A 21,820-nucleotide genomic window follows, 5' to 3' on the forward strand; every position below is an offset into this window, starting at 1 on the left:
AATTTTGTAGTATTATGAATTTTATACCCAAAAACATCAGGCATCTTCGTGATTTAAAAGGTCTTTCCCAAGAACAACTCGCAGAGGAATTGGGTATTTCCCGATCGAACCTCGGATCCAAAGAGGAAGGACGTTCCGAACCCAATCTGGCGCTATTGGTAACCCTATCGGATTTCTTCAAGATACCTGTTGATATCCTTATAAAAAAGGATCTCACCAAGACCAAGGATTTTTCATTTATAGACTTGGGCAACCAACGGGTCCTGTTCCCTATCATGGTGGACTCAGAAAATGAAGACCTTATCGAGGTGGTACCCGTAAAGACTTCCGCCGGGTATCTGGCAGGATATGATGACCCGGAGTACATTGAACAACTGGAAAAGATTAAGTTACCTTTTCTTCCTTCTGGGAAGCACCGTGCCTTTCCCATTAAGGGGGATTCGATGTTGCCCATGAAAAATGGCTCATTCATTGTTGGCCGCTATGTTGAGGACATGGCCGATATCAAAAACGGCACGACCTATGTGCTTTTGACCAAAAACGATGGCATGGTCTATAAACGGGTCTTTGACCAATTACATTCCAAAGGGACGCTGCTCTTGGTTTCAGACAACAGGGAGTACCGTCCCTATGAAATTAAGGCCGATGAAGTTTTGGAACTCTGGGAGTTCACCTGTGCCATCCAAACACAGGAATATAGTCCCGACGAATTGAAGATCAGCAGTATTCTTCAGATGTTCAATGCTTTGGGGGTTGAACTGGAAGCTCTTAAAAGGTAAACAGAATTTTGACCAAATATGTGATGGGCTATGAAAAAATCGACCGGGCCTCATCATATATCCTATCAAAATTGGTCTGTAGGTCGGTACTTGAATATGGCCTTTCACCTTTGGGCAGTTCCCTCTGTATTCTGGTCAGTTTGAACTGTACCTTTTTATCCCTGCCATCTGCATAGGTAATGAACTCGCCTTGCTTTAACCTGAAAAAAACGTCCGCCCGAACCTTCGGGATTTCCTTTTCGCCCGTGGTAACCCGCGTATCAAAATCCAGGTTGTGCCCACGGCTGACACTCTTTGTCGGATCCTTTATTATTTCAAAAAAGCGCTCGTAATACTTGGCGGTATCCGGGTCGTTCACTTTCCCAAAGAACTGATAGGACAGATTGCTCAAAATTGCCCTGCTTGCCTTGTCGCCGTACATCATATCGTTCTGTATCTTGTCCTGCATTACATAGACCGTAACAATATCATAGCTCCTGAGCGTTGCCGGAATACGGTGCATGTTCAACAACCTAATGGTCGGCGCTTCTTCCATCAAAAGAAAGGACGGTCTTGAATGGCGCACGCTCATCTGTTTGGTGATGGTATGTATGATGGTGGCGATAACTGGCGCATAGGACGTCTCATATTTAGGATTGTTGACCACGGAAATGACCGATGGATGCTCCACACTGTTGATATCCAACGGTACTTCATCATACGACAACGCCATAAAAATACGTTGCGTACTGATCCGTTTCAACGCATTGGCCAAGGTGCTTTTAACACCTGCCGTCTGCCTTTCGGAATCCTTTCCGCTGATGAATGCGTCCGCCATTGCCCTCGATGTAGTGTTGGTCTCCAAAAATCCGATCAGGCTGTCCGTGTCCAGCAATTGGTATATGGCTATCAAATGGGGCAGGGTACAGTATTGGGGGTAATCCGTTTTTAGTTTCCAGATCAGTCCACCAACCAATCCCTCGGCGGCATCGTTAAAGAATTTTGTCGTGCCCGTTGAGCCGCTTTCCCGTTGTTCCAATAGGTTCTCAATCAGTACCCGGGACACTTCATTGACGCTTTCCTCATTTTCCAGATAGCGCGGGGCAATGGGGTTGGCTCTATGGATGATGTTTTCAAAGGAAATGACCTTGAACGGCACCTCGCTATCCTTAAAAAGTGGGTAGGCCATTTCGGTGAGCTCGAAATCCTTATAATCGTGGATGACACCACATAACCCATGTTTTTTAAAATGTTTTAGAAAACCATAGACTACACTTTCAGTCTTTCCACTCCCGGCGGAACCGATTACCGATGCGCCACGCTTGATGTTGTTCAGTTCGAAACGGCCATTGGCTGTGGCAAAACCTACACGGTATCTATCGTTTCCTGATTTTGATTGGTCAGCCCTGTGCAGGAACACATAGCCCACTGTATTGATGAGCAATAACGGACAGGCGTAATAAAGCAATGCTAGGGCCATTTCCAACTCCCTTGATAGGTAGAACACCAATAGACCGGTCAACAACAGGTTTAGGGCGAATGCATATTTGACCACACGAAAACAGCCGTAAAACAGGCCGCCCACACCTATAAGTGTCAATATAATTTGAATAAAATTGTCCATAATCTTGATTTTAGATTCCTATTGAGCTTGATTTCACGGCGATTTCCGCGCCTCGTCGCAACCGTTTGAATATCCGCAATGCCATTTGAGCCTGACTGGTGGGGATACTGGGCAGCATTGGCGCCCCCGACTTGCCGATGATCTTAAAGGCCATGGCCCGCTCGTTGGCCGGCAGGTTCATAAGGGCAGCAAAGTAAAGTTTCGGGTGTTGCACAAAGTTCTTTTTTGCCCTATAGGTCTCGGCATAGTTACGTTTGTAACCGAACGCCCTATCGAACGTCTGCTCCGCACGTTCAAAGAACCGATCACGGTCGAAGCCTCGCTTCACCACCTTGCCGTGCATCTCCACTTGGGATGCCCGGTGCTTGCTGCCCGGGGACAGGCTAAAGGTGTTGGAAGCATCCTTTCGGCTGACGATGATATGGATATGGCTCTGGTTACCCGCTTTCTTCATTCCCTGAACGATGCGCTTGCCGTTCTGTTGGTGCGGTGCTTCCTTTTCGAGCTTGGCTATTTCCTTTTGTCGTTTTTTGATATTGCCTTCCATCGTTCCTTTTTGAATGTTCCGGATTTCGGTTTTAAACTGAAGAATCTTTGTGGCATAAGGTTGGTTTTCTCGAATCTCCCTGGCCGTTCCCTTAAAGCTGCGTTGGTGCTCTATTTTTGCAAAATATTTGATGTCGTCCACCGAAACGGGGCGTCCATTGATCTCTCGGTTGAAACTGGCCACGTAATCCTTCATCAACTCGCGGGTATAGCGCTTAAGGCCCTTGCTACTGTCCTGAAGCTTCCGCAGCTCATATTTAGAGGGGCTGACCGTTATTGAATAGAACTTGGGCTCTTTCTTTTTGAGCTTGGCGGTGTTGCCGTCAATTTCCCTGACAACTTCCCCCGCCGATATTCTATCGCCGTACTGGTTGAAAAAGTGCTCCATATCTTCTTTGGCCAGACCCTCATTTTCCTTTTCGAGGTAGCCCACAAAGTCGGCCGAGCTTTGCGGATAGTCGGTTCCCAATTTCTGGGGCGTGATGGTAATGTACATGGTAGATTGGTTTAAGGTTTATCATTTGTGCTCTTCTTTTCCCTGAACTTGGGTTCTTTCTGTTTATCCCCGGCATATTTCTTTTCCAGAATGAGCGGTTTCTTTTTGGGTTCGTCCACTTCAAACAAAGATTGCAGCATTGCGACCGTGGGCTTGGTCTGGGTCTTTTCCACATCGCGCATTATGGCGATGACGGCATTGATTCGTTTCTTGATTTTACTTTCCAACGTCTGCATGTTTGGCCCCAAGGACTCCTTTGGCGAAATGCCGTGCTCCTCAAAAAAATCAATCATCAGCAGCAGCCCCATCGATTGGGAACAGGACATTTTTCTACAGAATTTCCTGAATTTCTTTGCCACGGAAGTTTTAATCCCCAGCTTTTCAAATCGCTCTTTTTCATAGCCTTTATCCATTTTTTCTGAAAAATTTTCTTGTTTTTATTGGGCTGCCAAGGTTTTTTCTGAAAAACCTTGGCCAAAGGCCCAGACCACAAATCGGGCACCGCCCCAAAACCCTTATTATATAAGGGTTCCGGAGGAACATCAAAAACGTAACACCGCAGAGCGTGTTACCCTCTTGCTGCTCCATTTCGTTCGCCGCAGGCGAACAAAATTTTCATACAACCTGACTTAAAAAGTCAGTTGCTTTTTACCGTATTACAGCTCTTTTAAAGGTATTGGATTGGGGCGTAAAAACGAAACGCCGTTTGGTTCCAAATGGTCGGTTTTGGCACCAAAAAATATGGTTTTATGAAAAGTGTAACTTTTGGACGTCTGTTCCCCTGAAATACCCAACGGCTTTTGAAAAGAAAAAAGCCCCCTTTAAGGAGGCCTTTGTGCTTAAATTTAAATGTGCTTTTATATTCTAAAAGTAAACTTATAACGGTATAAATTCCGTGTCGCTTCCTCTTCCAGAACTGATTGATAGTTCAAACGGTGCTTTAGCGCATAGGCTTTTAGCGAGTTGCCGAATTTGTGTTCAATATCAGCTTTTGAAGTCTGCATCAACCGCTCTTGGGTCTCGGCATCCAAATTGGTATAATTCAAATAGATCATGGTTCTGTATTTTAAATCAGTCCATTATCGGCGAAGCTGAAAAAACCGCCCTCTGGGGTAACGATGATATGATCCAGAACTTTGATGTCCAACAGTTTGGATGCTTTTACGATTTTCTCGGTAATCTGCTTGTCCATATCACTGGGCTTTAATTTATTTGAAGGGTGGTTGTGGCATAAAATTATTCCAGTTGCCAGGGCTTTCAATGCAATGGCGAACAATAGACGGACATCGACCAAAGTGCCGGTCATACCGCCAGTGGACAATTGATAGATTCCTTTCACCTTATTGGCGTTATTGAGCAGTACCACCTTAAAAGATTCGTACACCGCGATCGTGTTTTTGTCCCAATGTCCGTAAATGACCTCATGGGCCGTTTTCGAACTGGTTATTGCTACCGAAGTTTTTAACTGTTCCTTGTAGCTTATCTGTATTTCGTTAACTTTGCTTTTCATGAGCTTCAATTTATGAGGTTTTAAAACGAAAAGAGGGTGCTGAGTTAAAAGGGAGCACCCTCTTATTTTTAAGGCTATTTACTCAGCAGTAGGATTTCTGAAGCCACCACTTCAGTTACATAGCGTTTTACGCCCTCCTTGTCCTCATAGGAACGGGTGGTCAGTTTTCCTTCGATGGCAATCTCCTTGCCCTTGCCTACATACTTCTCGATAATGTCGGCGGTCTTGCCCCAAGCGACAATCGTATGCCATTGGGTTTCGGTCTGTCTCTCGCCTTTGGAGTTTTTGTAGTTCTCATTGGTAGCCAATGAAATTCGGGCTACTTTTTTACCGCTGTCCAACTTGGTAACGGCAGGCTCTTGCCCTACGTTCCCGATCAACTGTACTTTGTTTCTTAATGTACTCATGGTTTAAAAATTTAAAAGATTAATAAATGCCCCTTGTTTTGATTTCAATTGAACTTGAATTTTAAGGGGTGCTTTGTTCAGTTCTCTCTAAAAGAGGACCATGTTTGGGGTGGGTTTTGTCAAGACTTTTATCAAAAGTTCAGGAGTGTCTGCGACGTAGCAAAATCCTCGGATTTTCAAGGAAGTAGAAACCTTAAGTTTTTATAAAATTTACATGGTCTTGACAGGTTCCACAATAGCCTTAGGCCTTCTCATGGAACCCATGGCGGCCTGCGCGTACGGGAAGTTGAGCAAAGGGCGGCATGGCGGTTCATGATAGAAGCGCCTTGGGCTATGCCTGGTTTTTGATGTACCAAAAACCAATAAAGGCCCCAAACATTACAAACCCCTTAAAATGCTTTGACAGCTGTGGTATTTTTGAGAACTGGCGAACAAAGTCCCGAGAAGACTTTGCCGACAGGGCGGTCAAGAAAATGCCGGAGCTGGCTTTCCTTATTATGTTTTTAGATTAAAACACTCACCCTTTACTTTTTTATGAGGGCTAAGCAGCGGCAGCGGGCTCTGGCTTAAAATCGAAATTCCGTAGCAATTAAATACACTTTTGGTTTTAAGCTTGTGTTCAAGATGGTTTTGTGAAGTGCTTTTCCCGAAATGGAGCTTAGCGGAATATAGGGGAATGTACTGAGAATACGATATAAACTACAAATTACTACATGCCTCTAGCGTGAGGGGCAGCAGCGGCATCCTTTTGTGGTTCCTTAAAACCATAAAAGATATAGTGGATGACCCGACCCGCTTGCATTTTACCTTCAAAAAAATGCAAGTGGTGGTACGCCCAAATAAAATTAACGGCTTAAAACCACCTACTCATTAAATAAGATATAATTAACCTACTTTAATCTAAAAGCCTTCTAAGAACAAATAATCAGACCCCAAGAAATGTATTTCAAAGGAAAAACTAAAAGGCACGACAACAATCTTTTGTTATGACTCCTACATATGTTCATCTTTCACTTTAGGAATATACGCTTTTCAAAGCATTATGAAAAACCATCAGTTTTTTGATGTTTTTCCTTTGCTACCCCCAAGTCAAGCCTCAAGGAATTCTATTGATTAAATATTTTTAATAGTGAAACAATATTACGATAGCAATTTTTAATTATAAACAGTACATTTATCGTAAACAAAAATTTTAAATAAGTAATGAACAATAAAATCAATAAAATTAATAATCTTTCATTAGTTGATTTAAATGAATGTATCTCTAATCTAATATCAAGGTTAGGCTATTCAGAAATTAATTCAATTAAGAATAATATTATAAAATCAATCCTTAAAGGACCATTGACTAATGATGAACATATATTTATTTTATTTAACGAAAAATTATCAGGAAACATAGAAGAGGAAAAAATAACAAATGAACTTAAGGAAATCCAAATAGATTTAAAAGCTAATAGCTATTATATAATTTCCAAGAATAATATTTCAAACGGGGTAAAATCTAAAATCAATGGATCTATTGAAAATATCTCAGTTAGTTTCATAGGGAGAGATGACCTTATTCAATTAATTGACGAAAATTATGAGGATTTTTGGAAGCATAGCGATTTAAACTTGATTGAATATGAAAAGGCATTTTGTTCCACAACTATTCAAGATACAGAAATTAAAAAATTAAAAATATTCAATGATAAATACCAAAAGTTATTAGATATTTTTATCGAACCAAGAATCTACTATACCTATGAAGATAAATCTACCAACACACCAGTAAGAAAAAAAATTGGCCTCGACTATTTAATAAATGATAAAAACAATAACATTATTTCTGGAGATGCAGGAACTGGTAAAACTACATTATTAAAAAAAATAGGAGAAAATTTAATCTTTAATAATACGGATAATAAAAATAGAAATCTTCCAATTTTTTTTAGTACCACGGAAATTTTCGAAAATGATTACAACATTAAGAATTTATTAGAAAGGAAAGTTTCGCTAAATTTTGAAGTAAATGAAGGCTTTTATGAAAATTATAAAATAACGTTACTGATAGACAGCATTGATGAACTAGAAAAAGACATCCAAAAATCAATATTAAAAGACCTAACTGAATTATCTTCTCAAAAACAAATTAAGTTTATTCTTGCTACTAGGAACTCAGAAAAGGTATCATCATTAATTGAAAAAAATGGCATAAAAATCTTCCACATAGAGAAATTTAATAATGATCAAATTAAAAAATTTGTTTCAAAATTTTTCACATCAGACAGTAATAAGGCTGAAAATCTAATTGATGCTTTAAAAGAAAACAGAATTATAGAAAGAATGCCTATTACACCTCTAACTCTTTCTCTTATTTCTATTCTATACGAAGAAAACAATCTAGAAATACCAGCGACAATAGCTGATATATATGATAATTTCAACTCCCTAATTATAGGAAGAGCAAATGTAAATAGTAGAATTGAGTTTATAGATATTTCTTTTAAAGAAAGAATTTTATCTCTTTATGCCTTGCATTTACTTGAAATAGAAAATAACAAACCATTAACTAAAGAAGGGTTTATTAAATTTTTCAGCGACTATTTTAAAGAAAAAACATTACCTATAAAAAAGGGGACGCTTGAAGAAGTTCTTGAATATTTAATCGAACATACTGGTATTCTTATATTCAAAGATAATAAATGGATTAATTTTAGCCATGATTCTTATTTAGAATACTATTCTGCCTTAGAAATTTTTAAACATCAAAGAGAAAAAGAAGATTTACTTGCCGAGAACTTCTTAAAACATAACTGGCAAAATGCAGCTATATTTTATGCTGGTAAATCTAAAGATTTACCTAAGTTTTTAGAAAAAGTGCTTCTTACATTAAACAAGGCTACCGCTTTACAAGATTCATTTATGGGCATCTTAGGTGCTGGATATTTATTACAAGCCCTGTACCAAACAGATAACATTTTAAGAAAGGATGTTATTTTAAAGGCTTTAGACCTGAGCATCAATACATATGAAACCACAACTAAGCTAGCTTCTGATAATTCTTCCTTATTTAAAAACTACAATATTCCTATTTTACAATTAATGAATTTATTCTATTTCTTTGAGAATTTCAACTCATTAACAGTAAAAGACCCTTTGGTTTTAGCTTTCAATGAAATAATTCAAAATTTCAAAACTAGTCAAAAAAACGTTGATGCTTTCAAAGCAATTAAACTTGCCTTAACCTTAGACTCCAAAAGAATAAACCATCCAGATGCTTTATATGAAATAATAGAAAACAAAGACATTTTAAAACAGCCTTCTCTGTATGTTTTATTAGATTTCAGCTTAAACATCTTAGGAAAAGAAAAGTACAAATCAATCAAACAAGAACTAAAAAAAGATTATTTACATAAAATCAGTAAACCAGTACAAACCTTAATAAAACTACCAGCCGCAAAACTTAGATTTAGTAATTTAGACTCAATTGAAGCCGACAGAGATATTAAATTAATTGTAGAAGGGAAAACCGACGCTGAAATTATTGAACATGCTTATTATTGCTTAACTAATGGCAGCTTGCCTTATTGGAGTATTTCAAGTGCAGGTAATATATCTGGCGGAGCCAAAGAAGTCTCAAAATCATTGAATGCAATCAAACCTATCCTAGATAATAAAAATTTTGTAATTGGTGTCTTTGACCACGATGCTTCAGGGCTTCAAGAGTTTAGGAGTTTAAAAGAAAATATATTTCCTACACTAATTAAAGACACAGTAAAAAAACATATTTCACATAATATTTTTGGTCTTTGTCTTCCTGTTCCTGGTGAATTAGATTTCTATCTAATTAAGGAGCAGGAATATAACCTTTTTGAAATAGAACATTATTTTGATATTCAAGTTTTAAAAGATCAAAATATGCTTGAAGAAACACCTTTTAATGAGAACATTTTCAAAATAAAAGACAAAAAGAAAAAAGAATTCTCAAAATACATTAGAACTCTAAATAACCCTGAAATATTCAAAAATTTCATTGAACTTTTTAATCAAATTGATAAAATAACCAATAAGGAGGTTGATTACATAGGCTGATTGATTATACCCCTACTTCATCACACAATTTGAGTAAGGCTACAACAGCTCGGTAGGTACCTTCTGAAAAATGGCCTCGTCAAAAAAAGATAGGGCTATTTTTCTTTATGACACTATCCCATAATGGCTACCTACCAGAACGGTCTGGCGCACCTAACTCCAAACTAAGCCCCTACAGGATAGTGTCATCATTTATGGGAAAGTTAAAAAAAGTTAGAGCATTATGTTTAATCTGCACAAACTAGATATAAATAATAAAACCCGTCATAAGAATACATTTTCTTGCCAGGCGCTTTTACCCTTTTGTTTTGGATTAATACTGGTTGTGAAACCAAATACTTTGCTATGTAATATTCTTCTAAATACGAAACAAAATCTTTGCTTGTGGATTTATAAAGCAGATACATATAATGATAGTCATTTCTATAATCCTTTTGGTCGGTTCTTATATAAGAATCTCCTGTTTTTCCAATCTTAAAATTACTATTATGGTGAGAAATGATAATGTTTATAACTTTAGTAATCTTGGTTTTAACACCTTGATTAATACGCCCGTGTTGACACCAAGAAGATTCTATTACAGGTTTAGTTCCAGACCAGAAGTTTTTCCAAAACTTATCCCATTCTGTTTCAGTTTCGGACAAGTGAGGTCTTTTGGATTTTGCACACATATTAAATTATTTAAAAACGAATATAAACAAATCATTTATCCATTCTAGTGATAGATTCGAAAAATAATATTCTTATGCAGTCTTTGCTACAAATATTAACACATAAAAACAAAACAATTATTTTCTAAAATCTACAATTCACTCATTAAAAAATTTTCACACAATACGTAGATAAGCATTTTTTCCTTTTGGTATTGAAGCAATTTTAGTTTCCTCCCTATGTAAAACATCTTTTAATTTCCCCATATCCTTACTTATTTTCTTTTCAACTACTCTGGCATACCTCTGAGTAGTCGACAATTTAGTGTGCCCTAATAGTTTAGACACCGTTTCAAATGGGACATCGTTAAGCAAAGTAATCGTTGTTGCAAAGGTATGCCTGGCTACATGGAACGTCAAATGCTTATTAATACCTGCTACAGTTGCAATGGTTTTCAGATATTTATTTACCTTCTGATTGGAAATTACGGGTAAAAGTCTGTTTTGGTTAACTTGGTTTGGATAATTAGCATAACGCTCCAAGACTTCTTTGGCTTGGGATAACAAAGGGACTTTTACTGTTGTTTTGGTTTTCTTTCGCTTGATATCAATCCATAAATCACCATCAACACCTTCTACTATATCATCCTTTTTAAGCAATTCAACCTCGGTATAGGTTAGACCTGTATAACAAGAAAACATGAACAAATCCCTTACAAGTAGCAAACCTGGCTCCTTTAATTTAACTGACCTTAACTTGTTCAGCTCCTTTAATTCCAGAAAAGCGCTGTCATAATCATCATACCTTAAACTATACAGATTAAAGGGATTAGTAGTAAAGCACCCAAACTTAACAGCAATGTTGATGAGCTTTTGAAAGCGCTCCATATGCTTCATAACACCGTTATTATTTAATGGCTGTGAAGACCTTAGCGGTTTACAGGTTCTTAAATAATTTTCAAAATCTACAATAAAGAGGTAATCGATAAAATTCAACTGGATATCACTGGTTTTATATTGGTGTTCTATAAACCGTTTAAGATACTTTTCCGTTGCTCCATAGTTCTTTAAAGTGCCTTGTGATAATTTTGGAGCTTCAACTTCCTTGTGGTAGATTATAATATCGGATAGCTTATCAAAAGTCTTATCCTTTCCCAAATAACGGAGTTTAATTTTTTGGGAAGTTATGGGGCGACCTTCAGAATAGAGTTGTCTATGGCAATCCATTAAATCGGCATAAACATCATCCAGATACAAGTTTATACTCTGTGCGCCCTTAACCCGTGAATTAAGTCTTGAAGATTCCGAACACCAATGGGTTTCCAAGGTTGTACGGGATCAATCTCAAAAGTTGGGTCTAAAGAGAAAAATAATTTTCTTTGTACTTTAAATTATATTGATGAATAAAGACACTGAGTTATCCTTGTTAAGTTTAATATTACCAGAAGGAATATTAGAGTATTTTGATATTGTTGGATTCGATAAGAAGCCTATAAAGCATGTTTTATATGAGAACCGTCTAACGATATATTTGGAGGAGAAAAAACAAATACCATCTAAGTACAAGGATTGCAAGTATAAAGCCAGTGGCTTCATGGAGCCTCGAATAATCGAGGATTATCCCGTTCGAGACAATCTACTATCATTAAATCTTAAACGAAGGCGTTGGGACGTTCTACTTGATAAAAAGAGGATTAAAGTAAGTCGTGAATGGGATGAATTTATTGCACAGGGAACTCGAATATCAAAAGAGTTTGCTGCTTTTTTAAAAGAAATCGACTGACAATACTGCTCTGAGCAGCCAACAACTTGGGCGCCAGTATGGTATGTCCGGAAAGAGGCTTCAAAGACATTATAAGGATCACTTAAGTGATTTTAAGCAATGGGAGCATAAGAGTCATGCTAAACAGTGGCTTGTTTTCCCTGAAAACTTAGGTTCTTATTTATCCATTGATGAGACAGCGCTGTCCAAGGGAGAGCTCTATACCATCATTACCAATAAGAAGGCCAAAGGAAAGAAAGGGGCTTTAGTTGGGATATTCCACGGAACTAAAGTGGAGCCTATTATCGAACAACTCTTGAAGATCCCAGCAAAGAAGCGTGCTAAAGTGAAAGAGATCACCTTAGACATGGCTAACTCTATGAAAACGATCTCCACTAAATGTTTCCCGAAAGCCATCCAAGTAACAGACAGGTTCCATGTACAGAAGCTGGCAATAGAGGCGCTCCAAGATCTTCGTATCAAATACCGATGGGAAGCTTTGGATCAAGAAAATGAACAGATAAAGCTATCTAGAGCTGCCGACAAAGAATTTAAACCTGTAACTTTTTCTAATGGTGATAGCTCAAAACAACTCCTGGCCAGGAGTAGATATCTACTGTATAAATCCCCAGATAAATGGACTCCAAATCAGAAAGAGAGGGGACAGATATTGTTTAATGAATACCCAGAATTAAAGAAAGCTTATGGACTTGTTCAAGGCTTGAGGAATATTTTTAACCAAGCCATAGATATTAAAGTAGCTTACACCAAACTAGCCCACTGGTACAAAGATGTAGAGGAGTCTGGATTTAAGAGCTTCCAAACGGTAGCCAATAGTATTACTTTAAATTACCGCTCTGTACTCAACTATTTTATAAACAGAAGTACTAATGCTTCAGCTGAATCCTTTAATGCCAAAGTAAAGGCTTTTAGATCTCAATTTAGGGGAGTCAGGAATACGGAATACTTCTTATATCGCTTGATTAAATTATATTCTTAAAATGGTAAAAACCCAGATTTTGGACTTGATCCACTAAAGTGGAGCCTATTATCGAACAACTCTTGAAGATCCCAGCAAAGAAGCGTGCTAAAGTGAAAGAGATCACCTTAGACATGGCTAACTCTATGAAAACGATCTCCACTAAATGTTTCCCGAAAGCCATCCAAGTAACAGACAGGTTCCATGTACAGAAGCTGGCAATAGAGGCGCTCCAAGATCTTCGTATCAAATACCGATGGGAAGCTTTGGATCAAGAAAATGAACAGATAAAGCTATCTAGAGCTGCCGACAAAGAATTTAAACCTGTAACTTTTTCTAATGGTGATAGCTCAAAACAACTCCTGGCCAGGAGTAGATATCTACTGTATAAATCCCCAGATAAATGGACTCCAAATCAGAAAGAGAGGGGACAGATATTGTTTAATGAATACCCAGAATTAAAGAAAGCTTATGGACTTGTTCAAGGCTTGAGGAATATTTTTAACCAAGCCATAGATATTAAAGTAGCTTACACCAAACTAGCCCACTGGTACAAAGATGTAGAGGAGTCTGGATTTAAGAGCTTCCAAACGGTAGCCAATAGTATTACTTTAAATTACCGCTCTGTACTCAACTATTTTATAAACAGAAGTACTAATGCTTCAGCTGAATCCTTTAATGCCAAAGTAAAGGCTTTTAGAGGATCAATCTCAAAAGTTGGGTCTAAAGAGAAAAATAATTTTCTTTGTACTTTAAATTATATTGATGAATAAAGACACTGAGTTATCCTTATTAAGTTTAATATTACCAGAAGGAATATTAGAGTATTTTGATATTGTTGGATTCGATAAGAAGCCTATAAAGCATGTTTTATATGAGAACCGTCTAACGATATATTTGGAGGAGAAAAAACAAATACCATCTAAGTACAAGGATTGCAAGTATAAAGCCAGTGGCTTCATGGAGCCTCGAATAATCGAGGATTATCCCGTTCGAGACAATCTACTATCATTAAATCTTAAACGAAGGCGTTGGGACGTTCTACTTGATAAAAAGAGGATTAAAGTAAGTCGTGAATGGGATGAATTTATTGCACAGGGAACTCGAATATCAAAAGAGTTTGCTGCTTTTTTAAAAGAAATCGACTGATAATACTGCTCTGAGCAGCCAACAACTTGGGCACCAGTATGGTATGTCCGGAAAAAGGCTTCAAAGACATTATAAGGATCACTTAAGTGATTTTAAGCAATGGGAGCATAAGAGTCATGCTAAACAGTGGCTTGTTTTCCCTGAAAACTTAGGTTCTTATTTATCCATTGATGAGACAGCGCTGTCCAAGGGAGAGCTCTATACCATCATTACCAATAAGAAGGCCAAAGGAAAGAAAGGGGCTTTAGTTGGGATATTCCACGGAACTAAAGTGGAGCCTATTATCGAACAACTCTTGAAGATCCCAGCAAAGAAGCGTGCTAAAGTGAAAGAGATTACCTTAGACATGGCTAACTCTATGAAAACGATCTCCACTAAATGTTTCCCGAAAGCCATCCAAGTAACAGACAGGTTCCATGTACAGAAGCTGGCAATAGAGGCGCTCCAAGATCTTCGTATCAAATACCGATGGGAAGCTTTGGATCAAGAAAATGAACAGATAAAGCTATCTAGAGCTGCCGACAAAGAATTTAAACCTGTAACTTTTTCTAATGGTGATAGCTCAAAACAACTCCTGGCCAGGAGTAGATATCTACTGTATAAATCCCCAGATAAATGGACTCCAAATCAGAAAGAGAGGGGACAGATATTGTTTAATGAATACCCAGAATTAAAGAAAGCTTATGGACTTGTTCAAGGCTTGAGGAATATTTTTAACCAAGCCATAGATATTAAAGTAGCTTACACCAAACTAGCCCACTGGTACAAAGATGTAGAGGAGTCTGGATTTAAGAGCTTCCAAACGGTAGCCAATAGTATTACTTTAAATTACCGCTCTGTACTCAACTATTTTATAAACAGAAGTACTAATGCTTCAGCTGAATCCTTTAATGCCAAAGTAAAGGCTTTTAGATCTCAATTTAGGGGAGTCAGGAATACGGAATACTTCTTATATCGCTTGATTAAATTATATTCTTAAAATGGTAAAAACCCAGATTTTGGACTTGATCCCTTTTAGATCTCAATTTAGGGGAGTCAGGAATACGGAATACTTCTTATATCGCTTGATTAAATTATATTCTTAAAATGGTAAAAACCCAGATTTTGGACTTGATCCGTTGTACGCTTAACACTGATGTCCGCGCTTTTTCCATCGACACGGATACGTGCATAAATAGGAATTTGTCCGTCACTTTTGATTGCTGTTTTTTTCAGCCAAAAGCCAATACTGAATGATTTTGTGGTTTTCATTACGTTTCACTTTAGTTAAACAATGATTAAAGTGAAAGTCAAATCTCTGGTAAGTCCCGTAGGAAAGACAATTTACGAAATTCATCCCAGTTGAATAGGACACCCTATAGGACATCTTTAGCAATGGATTCGTATGAAATCAATTGAAAACAATAAACATTAAATTCCTGAAAATCATTTATTTAATGTTTATTTAGTTTTCAATAAATCAATTTTGTCGGGGTGGCAGGATTCGAACCTGCGACCTCCGCGTCCCAAACGCGGCGCGATAACCGGGCTACGCTACACCCCGAGTAATATTTTCTGTAGCGGGGTGCAAATATACTTTTTTTTCTTAATTACAAAGAATCTTTTATGAAAATATTTCACTTACAAATAATATTAAAATCAATACTTTTATAATTTCATAAACTCTGTATAAATCTTGCTTCTGTTAAAAAAAATAATTTTCTTTCTTTCCATTATAAGTTATTTCAATGGTTATTGCCAATTAAAAATAACTGGAAGCATTATTGATTCTGACAATAATATAAGATTACCTTCGGTTAAAATAACTAACGTTATAACACAAAAAACCGTTATTTCTAACCAAAATGGTTATTTTCAATTAACTGAATCTGGCACATATTCATTCAATAAAGTTGGTTATATAAGTAATTTGGTTACTCTTAAAATGGGTTCACATTACGTAATACAACTAAGCCTAAATCCAAATCAAATAAATGAAGTTGTCGTTTTTAGCAATCACATTCCTAAAAAACTAAAAAAGTCTACTGCATCAATCAATATCATTTCATTAAAAGAAATTGAACGCTCAAACAATATAAATCCCGTTTCAATATTAAACCAAACACCAGGTGTTTTTATGCAAACGGGTGCTTTAAACACCAACCGAATTACCATTAGAGGTATTGGTTCTAGAACCCCATATGGCACTTCAAAAATAAGAGCCTTTTTTAAAGACATACCTCTAACTAATGGCAGCGGAGAGACCAATATTGAAGATTTTGAGCTAGGTACTATATCTAGATTAGAAATTATAAAAGGGGCTGTTTCTAGCATTTATGGTGCTGGATTAGGAGGTACCATAAATTTAATCCCGAAACAAGGCCGTTTTAATAAACAAACAGTTGATAATAATTTCACTTTTGGATCTTTTGGCTTAATTAAAAATTTATCGAGTTTAAATTTAAGCTCAAAAACTAACAATATTAATGTGGTTTATAGCAACACCCAAAGTAATGGCTACCGAGAAAATAATACATACAAAAGAAAAACGTTTACTTTAAATACTAACCATTTTATAAATGAAAAGGATGAGATATCATTTCTAGCTAGCTATGTTAATTTAAAAGCTTTTATTCCTAGTTCAATTAGCAAATCTGCGTTTTTAAACAATCCTAAATCTGCTGCATTTACTTGGAAAAACGCTAAGGGTTTTGAAGATTCTAAAAGAGGTGTTTTTGGTTTCTCATGGCTTCACCAATATAATACAAACTTAAAACAGTCAACAAGTATTTTCTCATCTTTCAAAAAAACTTACGAACCTAGACCATTCAATATTTTATCAGAAACAACTTCTGCTATTGGTATTAGAAGTCGGCTAATAGGTAATTCGCAGTTATTAGATAATCCATTAAACTGGACTATTGGCACTGAGCTATTTAAAGACACTCTTAAATCTGACACTTATGAAAATTTGTATGAAGATTTCCCACCTGATACCGGAAGTGTTAAAGGCTATAAACTATCTGATTTTAAAGAAAAAAGAAGTTATTACAACTTTTTTATTGAAACCAATTATGATATTTCTAATAAAACTACGCTCTTGTTTGGAGTTAATATAAATGAAACTTCATATAAATTGAAAGATAACTTTCCTATATCGCAAAATAATCCAGATCAATCCGGATCTTTTAAATACAAAACCATAGTATCACCTAAATTTGGAATATCACAGTCACTATCAAAACACTTAAATATTTTTACAAGTATTAGCCATGGATTCTCCCCTATTTCTTTAAACGAAACACTTCTCCCTAATGGACAAATAAATACCAATTTAAACCCAGAAACAGGCTGGAATTATGAAATAGGCGCCAAAGGCACTAATTATAATAACAGATTACAATTTAATGCTTCAATATATAGATTAAGTATTAAAAATTTATTAGTTTCCAGAAGAACTGCTGAGGATCAGTATATTGGTATTAATGCAGGAAAAACTCAACATGATGGATTAGAAGCAGCTATAAGTTATGAGTTAATTTCAACAGAAAAATTTAAAATGAATATCTCAACCAACTTATCATTAAACAACTATAAATTTAAAGAATTTATTGATGATGATAATGATTTTTCGGATAACGATTTAACCGGTGTTCCTTCTGAAGTTTTTAATGCCATAATTGATATTAATTCTAATTCTGGAATATACGGCAACCTCAACTTTCAACACGTTGGCAAAATGCCTATAACAGATAGTAACACCTTATATTCTGACAGTTACAACTTAACTAATTGTAAAATTGGTTTCAAAAAAAATCTTAATAAAACTTTAAAAATGAATCTTTTTATAGGTTTAAATAATATCTTTGATACGCATTACGCATCACAAATCTTGATTAACGCAACTAGTTTTGGTGGTAGCACACCTAGGTATTATTACCCTGGAAATCCCGTTAATTATTATAGCGGTGTTAACTTAAATTACACTTTTTAAAAAAAATGAAAAGACTAAACATTTTAATTATAACTACATTAATTACCTGCTTTTCTTGTGCTCAACAAACAGAATCTGAAGTAAAAGCCGAAACTCCTTTAAATACTAACTACACCACGCAAATGGTAGTTCCAGATTTAAACATTCCGTGGGGGATGGCTTTTTTACCAGACGGAAGCATGCTTATTACAGAAAAAACAGGAGAATTAATTCACTTTAAAGACGGACAAAAAATTAATATTGAAGGTACTCCTGATGTTTATGTTAGGGGGCAAGGTGGTTTTTTAGATATTAAATTACATCCCGATTACAAAAATAATGGGTGGATTTACATGACTCATGCTTCTTCTCAAGGAGAAGGTAATGGTGGTAATACAGCTCTAGTAAGAGCTAAACTAATTGATAATAAATTAGAAAACATGGAGCTGCTTTATAAAGCAGAACCCAATACAAAAAAAGGACAGCATTGGGGTTCTAGAATTGAGTTTGACAATGATGGGTATTTATATTTCTCTGTTGGAGATCGTGGAAATAGAGATGTAAACCCACAAGACATAACCAGAGATTGTGGCAAAATTTACAGATTGAATGATGACGGCAGCATCCCTACAGACAATCCTTTTGTAAATACAGAAAATGCTAAAAAAGCTATATTTAGTTATGGTCACCGCAATCCACAAGGTATGGTTAAAAACCCTTTTACTGGAGCCATTTGGGTAAATGAACACGGTCCCAAAGGTGGAGATGAAATTAATATTATTGAAAAAGGAAAAAACTATGGTTGGCCTGTTATTTCATATGGTATTAATTACAGTGGCACGCCTTTTACAGATATTACAGAAAAAGAAGGTATGGAACAACCCTTGTTCTATTGGGTTCCCTCTATAGCTCCTAGCGGAATGGCTATTGTTTCTTCTAATAAATACCCAGACTGGAAAGGCAATGTACTTGTTGGCTCATTAAAATTTCAATACTTAGAGCGTCTTGTTTTAAAAAACAATAAAGTGGTAAAACGCGAAAAGTTATTTGAAAACTTAGGAGGCAGAGTTAGAAATGTTATTCAAGCACCAGATGGGTATATTTATGTTGCTATTGAAAACCACGGTATTGTAAAAATTGTTCCAAAAAATTAATTCTATGAAAAACACTTTCCTTTTTCTAATAGCTATTTTTACCGTATCAATAATTAACTCTCAAAACAAACAAGAAACGCTTCTACAAGAAAGTATAGAACGAGGCAGTGAAATATATAACGATTTTTGTATAAACTGCCATATGCCTAATGGCGAAGGTGTAAAAAACACATTTCCTCCATTAGCAAAATCAGACTATCTCATAAAAAATAGAGAAGCCAGCATTAGGGGCATTAAATATGGGCAAGAAGGTGAAATAATAGTTAACGGAATTACTTACAATAATACAATGGCTCCTATGGGCTTAAGTGATGATGAAATTGCCGATGTTATGAACTATATAACCAACAATTGGGGAAACAAGAATAGTAAAATAGTTACCGAAGAAGAAGTCTCTAAAATTAAAAAATAAGTCAATTGCTATAAAATATTTTACATTTAAGTAACTTTGTTAAAAGCCAATTAATTTCCAATTTATGCTCATTATAGGAATTGCAGGTGGTACCGGTTGCGGTAAAACCACTGTTGTTAATCAAATTTTAAACGAGTTACCTGAGGGCGAAGTTGGAGTTCTTTCTCAAGACTCCTACTACAAAGACACCTCTCATTTAACTTATGACCAACGTATTAAAATAAATTTTGACCACCCTAGCTCTATAGATTTTAACCTTTTAGAAAAACACCTAAAAGAACTAAAAAACAACAAACCTATACAACAACCCGTATACTCGTTTGTTAAACACAATAGAACTGGTGATACTATAATTACACACCCAAGAAAAGTAATGATAGTAGAAGGCATCTTAATTTTAACAAACCCAGAACTAAGAGAAATGTTCGACATAAAAATGTTTGTGCACGCCGATTCTGATGAGCGTTTAATAAGACGATTAAAACGAGACATAGCAGAACGCGGTAGAGATTTAGACGAGGTTTTATCTAGATATCAAAACACCTTAAAACCCATGCATGATCAGTTTATTGAACCCATGAAAGAATATGCAGATATTATTATTCCAAACAACAAATACAATACTGTAGCCATTGATATTGTACGTACCATAATTAACGAAAAATTGTAAATGAACCTTTTTAAACATAAATTCTTTAAACCATTTAAAAACATTTTCATCCTTATTTTAGTGGCATTTGCCATATGGATGTTGTTTTTTGATGCTAATTCTTGGGTCATTCACCACGAATTAAACACTGAAATTAAAGATTTAGAAAACGAAAAAGAATACTATAAAAAAGAGATTGAAAAAGACAATAAAATTTTAAAAGAACTAAGCACTGAAGAGGGATTAGAAAAGTTTGCTCGCGAAGAATATTACATGAAACGCGATAACGAAGAAATTTTTATAATAGAATACGAAGATAGTTTAAAACAAGAAGAATGAGTAAAACTTTGTTTAAAGAGTTTGATTCAGTTTCAGCTAAACAATGGAAACAAAAAATACAGTTCGATTTAAAAGGAGCTGATTATAATGATACCCTTGTTTGGCACACTAACAATGATATTTCTGTTAAACCATTCTATCATTCTGATGATTTTAAAACGTTCCCTCCGGTTTCAAATACCAAAGCTACCAATTGGAAAATTTGCGAAACTATTTTTGTTGCAAATACAGAAAAATCAAACTTAAAATCAATTAACGCTCTAAACAAAGGCGCAGATAGTATAAAATTTATCATTCCTTCTAAAGATGTTTCAATTGAAAGTTTGTTAAAAAACATCCATTTAACATCTACCGAAATTCATTTTGAATTACAGTTTTTATCCCCAAATTTTGTAACTGAACTTATAAAAACTTCAACAGAAAAAAATTTTTATATCAATGTTGATGTCATAGGAAATCTTGCAAAAACTGGTAATTGGTTTAACAATTTAAATGATGATTTTTTAGAATTTAAAACCATAGTTAACCAAACAAATTCACTGTGTATTAATGCTTCACTATACCAAAATGCTGGAGCAAATATGGTACAACAACTAGCTTATACTCTTGCACATACCAATGAATACTTAAACTATTTAAAAGATATTAATAAAACTACAAATGTAATTTTTAATGTATCTATAGGCTCTAATTACTTTTTTGAAATAGCTAAACTAAGAGCTTTACGCCTACTTTGGGAAACGCTAGCTTCAGAATATCAAATCAATACAAATTGTCATATTTTTGCAACCCCCACTAAACGTAACAAAACAATTTACGATTACAATACCAACATGTTGCGTACCACAACAGAATGCATGAGTGCTATTTTAGGAGGTGCTAATACTATTAATAACTTACCCTATGATGCCATATTTCATAAAAACAATGAATTTAGCGATAGAATAGCCAGAAACCAACTATTAATTTTAAAACATGAAAGCTATTTTAATAAAGTTAATAACCCCGCAGATGGTGCTTACTATATAGAGTCTCTCACAAATCAATTAGCCGATAAAGCTTTAACTTTATTTAAAAATATTGAATCTAATGGTGGTTTTTTAAAACAATTAAAAGTAGGCACTGTTCAAAGAAAAATTAAAGAATATGCCGCCAAAGAACAAAACCAATTTAATGCAGGAAAAGAAATTCTTTTAGGCTCTAATAAACACCCTAACCCTAAAGATAAAATGAAGGGTAATTTAGAGCTTTACCCTTTTGTAAAAACATACCAAAGAAAAACTTTAATTGAACCTATAATAGAAAAACGATTAGCCGAAAATTTAGAACAACAACGTTTAAAAGAAGAAAATTAAA

Annotated in this window: 21 protein-coding genes and 1 tRNA gene; 13 read left to right on the top strand and 9 right to left on the bottom strand. The window is 35.6% G+C overall.

Translation table 11 applies throughout. The annotated features are described in order from the left end of the window. The first annotated feature begins 14 nt into the window (after nt 1-14). Nucleotides 15-779 (top strand): LexA family transcriptional regulator, encoded by a 765-nt coding sequence (locus BWZ22_RS04140; protein WP_076698195.1) that lies wholly within the window; start codon nt 15-17, stop codon nt 777-779. Nucleotides 780-807: 28 nt separating this feature from the next. Here the strand turns inward: BWZ22_RS04140 and BWZ22_RS04145 are convergent, their stop codons facing one another. From BWZ22_RS04145 to BWZ22_RS04175, 5 genes are all read right to left on the bottom strand, one after another. Further along, nucleotides 808-2,382 (bottom strand): type IV secretory system conjugative DNA transfer family protein, encoded by a 1,575-nt coding sequence (locus BWZ22_RS04145; protein WP_076698196.1) that lies wholly within the window; start codon nt 2,380-2,382, stop codon nt 808-810. 10 nt (nt 2,383-2,392) lie between these two features. Further along, nucleotides 2,393-3,424 (bottom strand): MobB family relaxase, encoded by a 1,032-nt coding sequence (gene mobB / locus BWZ22_RS04150; RefSeq protein WP_072316412.1) that lies wholly within the window; start codon nt 3,422-3,424, stop codon nt 2,393-2,395. A gap of 11 nt (nt 3,425-3,435) precedes the next feature. Continuing rightward, the gene (locus tag BWZ22_RS04155; RefSeq protein WP_175545754.1) at nt 3,436-3,837 is read right to left on the bottom strand and encodes a BfmA/BtgA family mobilization protein; all 402 of its coding nucleotides are present in this window, start codon (nt 3,835-3,837) and stop codon (nt 3,436-3,438) included. Between the two features lie 653 nt (nt 3,838-4,490). Beyond that, nucleotides 4,491-4,934 carry a RadC family protein gene (locus BWZ22_RS04170; protein WP_076698201.1) on the bottom strand — a complete coding sequence of 148 codons (444 nt, stop codon included), beginning with the start codon at nt 4,932-4,934 and terminating at the stop codon, nt 4,491-4,493. A gap of 74 nt (nt 4,935-5,008) precedes the next feature. After that, entirely contained in the window at nt 5,009-5,341 is a 333-nt protein-coding gene (locus tag BWZ22_RS04175) for a single-stranded DNA-binding protein (protein WP_076698202.1), read from the bottom strand. Nucleotides 5,342-6,544: 1,203 nt separating this feature from the next. On the opposite strand from BWZ22_RS04175, the gene BWZ22_RS04180 reads away from it, so the two are divergent. Next, nucleotides 6,545-9,418, top strand: a complete 2,874-nt coding sequence (locus tag BWZ22_RS04180; RefSeq protein WP_076698204.1) for an NACHT domain-containing NTPase — start codon at nt 6,545-6,547, stop codon at nt 9,416-9,418. A gap of 227 nt (nt 9,419-9,645) precedes the next feature. Here BWZ22_RS04180 and BWZ22_RS04185 read toward each other — a convergent pair whose 3' ends face one another. After that, complete coding sequence (locus BWZ22_RS04185) at nt 9,646-10,062, bottom strand: hypothetical protein (RefSeq protein ID WP_157607904.1); 417 nt, start codon at nt 10,060-10,062, stop codon at nt 9,646-9,648. 183 nt (nt 10,063-10,245) lie between these two features. Further along, nucleotides 10,246-11,226 carry a site-specific integrase gene (locus BWZ22_RS04190; protein ID WP_232225226.1) on the bottom strand — a complete coding sequence of 327 codons (981 nt, stop codon included), beginning with the start codon at nt 11,224-11,226 and terminating at the stop codon, nt 10,246-10,248. 241 nt (nt 11,227-11,467) lie between these two features. On the opposite strand from BWZ22_RS04190, the gene BWZ22_RS04195 reads away from it, so the two are divergent. From BWZ22_RS04195 to BWZ22_RS04215, 5 genes are read left to right on the top strand one after another with little or no spacing between them, the layout of a single operon-like run. Then, nucleotides 11,468-11,851 carry a hypothetical protein gene (locus BWZ22_RS04195; RefSeq protein ID WP_076697215.1) on the top strand — a complete coding sequence of 128 codons (384 nt, stop codon included), beginning with the start codon at nt 11,468-11,470 and terminating at the stop codon, nt 11,849-11,851. 43 nt (nt 11,852-11,894) lie between these two features. Further along, on the top strand, nt 11,895-12,830 hold the full coding sequence (locus tag BWZ22_RS04200) for a transposase (RefSeq protein WP_076697213.1): 936 nt from the start codon (nt 11,895-11,897) through the stop codon (nt 12,828-12,830). Nucleotides 12,831-12,868: 38 nt separating this feature from the next. Then, the gene (locus BWZ22_RS04205; protein WP_232225228.1) at nt 12,869-13,582 is read left to right on the top strand and encodes a transposase; all 714 of its coding nucleotides are present in this window, start codon (nt 12,869-12,871) and stop codon (nt 13,580-13,582) included. Then, the gene (locus BWZ22_RS04210; protein WP_076697215.1) at nt 13,575-13,958 is read left to right on the top strand and encodes a hypothetical protein; all 384 of its coding nucleotides are present in this window, start codon (nt 13,575-13,577) and stop codon (nt 13,956-13,958) included. Before BWZ22_RS04205 ends, BWZ22_RS04210 begins: the two co-directional genes overlap by 8 nt. A 43-nt stretch (nt 13,959-14,001) precedes the next feature. Further along, a complete protein-coding gene (locus tag BWZ22_RS04215) occupies nt 14,002-14,937 on the top strand; it encodes a transposase (RefSeq protein ID WP_076697213.1) in 936 nt (311 codons plus the stop codon). A gap of 89 nt (nt 14,938-15,026) precedes the next feature. Here BWZ22_RS04215 and BWZ22_RS04220 read toward each other — a convergent pair whose 3' ends face one another. Together BWZ22_RS04220 and BWZ22_RS04225 are read right to left on the bottom strand one after the other, a co-directional pair. Further along, nucleotides 15,027-15,209, bottom strand: a complete 183-nt coding sequence (locus tag BWZ22_RS04220; protein ID WP_076698209.1) for an Arm DNA-binding domain-containing protein — start codon at nt 15,207-15,209, stop codon at nt 15,027-15,029. Between the two features lie 217 nt (nt 15,210-15,426). Beyond that, nucleotides 15,427-15,501 (bottom strand) — tRNA-Pro (locus BWZ22_RS04225). Between the two features lie 132 nt (nt 15,502-15,633). Between BWZ22_RS04225 and BWZ22_RS04230 the strand changes: the two genes are divergently transcribed. From BWZ22_RS04230 to BWZ22_RS04255, 6 genes are all read left to right on the top strand, one after another. Continuing rightward, nucleotides 15,634-17,931, top strand: a complete 2,298-nt coding sequence (locus BWZ22_RS04230) for a TonB-dependent receptor domain-containing protein (RefSeq protein ID WP_232225230.1) — start codon at nt 15,634-15,636, stop codon at nt 17,929-17,931. Nucleotides 17,932-17,936: 5 nt separating this feature from the next. Further along, nucleotides 17,937-19,064: a PQQ-dependent sugar dehydrogenase gene (locus tag BWZ22_RS04235; protein ID WP_076698210.1), complete on the top strand. Its 1,128-nt coding sequence runs from the start codon at nt 17,937-17,939 to the stop codon at nt 19,062-19,064. A gap of 4 nt (nt 19,065-19,068) precedes the next feature. Continuing rightward, entirely contained in the window at nt 19,069-19,476 is a 408-nt protein-coding gene (locus BWZ22_RS04240) for a cytochrome c (RefSeq protein WP_083692431.1), read from the top strand. A 64-nt stretch (nt 19,477-19,540) separates the two neighbouring features. Then, a complete protein-coding gene (gene udk, locus BWZ22_RS04245) occupies nt 19,541-20,146 on the top strand; it encodes a uridine kinase (RefSeq protein ID WP_076698212.1) in 606 nt (201 codons plus the stop codon). Next, entirely contained in the window at nt 20,147-20,464 is a 318-nt protein-coding gene (locus BWZ22_RS04250; RefSeq protein ID WP_076698213.1) for a septum formation initiator family protein, read from the top strand. Next, entirely contained in the window at nt 20,461-21,819 is a 1,359-nt protein-coding gene (locus BWZ22_RS04255; RefSeq protein WP_076698215.1) for a methylmalonyl-CoA mutase subunit beta, read from the top strand. The genes BWZ22_RS04250 and BWZ22_RS04255 overlap by 4 nt, the downstream gene beginning before the upstream one ends. The last annotated feature ends 1 nt before the right edge of the window (nt 21,820 follow it).

It is taken from the genome of Seonamhaeicola sp. S2-3 (assembly GCF_001971785.1).
Taxonomy (GTDB): Bacteria; Bacteroidota; Bacteroidia; order Flavobacteriales; family Flavobacteriaceae; genus Seonamhaeicola.

Bases quoted from the DNA above. Each gene is read 5' to 3' on its own strand.
- BWZ22_RS04155 (WP_175545754.1), bottom strand. From the start codon at position 3,837: ATGGATAAAGGCTATGAAAAAGAGCGATTTGAAAAGCTGGGGATTAAA.
- mobB (WP_072316412.1), bottom strand. From the start codon at position 3,424: ATGTACATTACCATCACGCCCCAGAAATTGGGAACCGACTATCCGCAA.
- BWZ22_RS04195 (WP_076697215.1), top strand. From the start codon at position 11,468: ATGAATAAAGACACTGAGTTATCCTTGTTAAGTTTAATATTACCAGAA.
- BWZ22_RS04250 (WP_076698213.1), top strand. From the start codon at position 20,147: ATGAACCTTTTTAAACATAAATTCTTTAAACCATTTAAAAACATTTTC.
- BWZ22_RS04140 (WP_076698195.1), top strand. From the start codon at position 15: ATGAATTTTATACCCAAAAACATCAGGCATCTTCGTGATTTAAAAGGT.
- BWZ22_RS04175 (WP_076698202.1), bottom strand. From the start codon at position 5,341: ATGAGTACATTAAGAAACAAAGTACAGTTGATCGGGAACGTAGGGCAA.
- udk (WP_076698212.1), top strand. From the start codon at position 19,541: ATGCTCATTATAGGAATTGCAGGTGGTACCGGTTGCGGTAAAACCACT.
- BWZ22_RS04170 (WP_076698201.1), bottom strand. From the start codon at position 4,934: ATGAAAAGCAAAGTTAACGAAATACAGATAAGCTACAAGGAACAGTTA.
- BWZ22_RS04220 (WP_076698209.1), bottom strand. From the start codon at position 15,209: ATGAAAACCACAAAATCATTCAGTATTGGCTTTTGGCTGAAAAAAACA.
- BWZ22_RS04180 (WP_076698204.1), top strand. From the start codon at position 6,545: ATGAACAATAAAATCAATAAAATTAATAATCTTTCATTAGTTGATTTA.
- BWZ22_RS04235 (WP_076698210.1), top strand. From the start codon at position 17,937: ATGAAAAGACTAAACATTTTAATTATAACTACATTAATTACCTGCTTT.
- BWZ22_RS04215 (WP_076697213.1), top strand. From the start codon at position 14,002: ATGTCCGGAAAAAGGCTTCAAAGACATTATAAGGATCACTTAAGTGAT.
- BWZ22_RS04255 (WP_076698215.1), top strand. From the start codon at position 20,461: ATGAGTAAAACTTTGTTTAAAGAGTTTGATTCAGTTTCAGCTAAACAA.
- BWZ22_RS04240 (WP_083692431.1), top strand. From the start codon at position 19,069: ATGAAAAACACTTTCCTTTTTCTAATAGCTATTTTTACCGTATCAATA.
- BWZ22_RS04145 (WP_076698196.1), bottom strand. From the start codon at position 2,382: ATGGACAATTTTATTCAAATTATATTGACACTTATAGGTGTGGGCGGC.
- BWZ22_RS04210 (WP_076697215.1), top strand. From the start codon at position 13,575: ATGAATAAAGACACTGAGTTATCCTTATTAAGTTTAATATTACCAGAA.
- BWZ22_RS04200 (WP_076697213.1), top strand. From the start codon at position 11,895: ATGTCCGGAAAGAGGCTTCAAAGACATTATAAGGATCACTTAAGTGAT.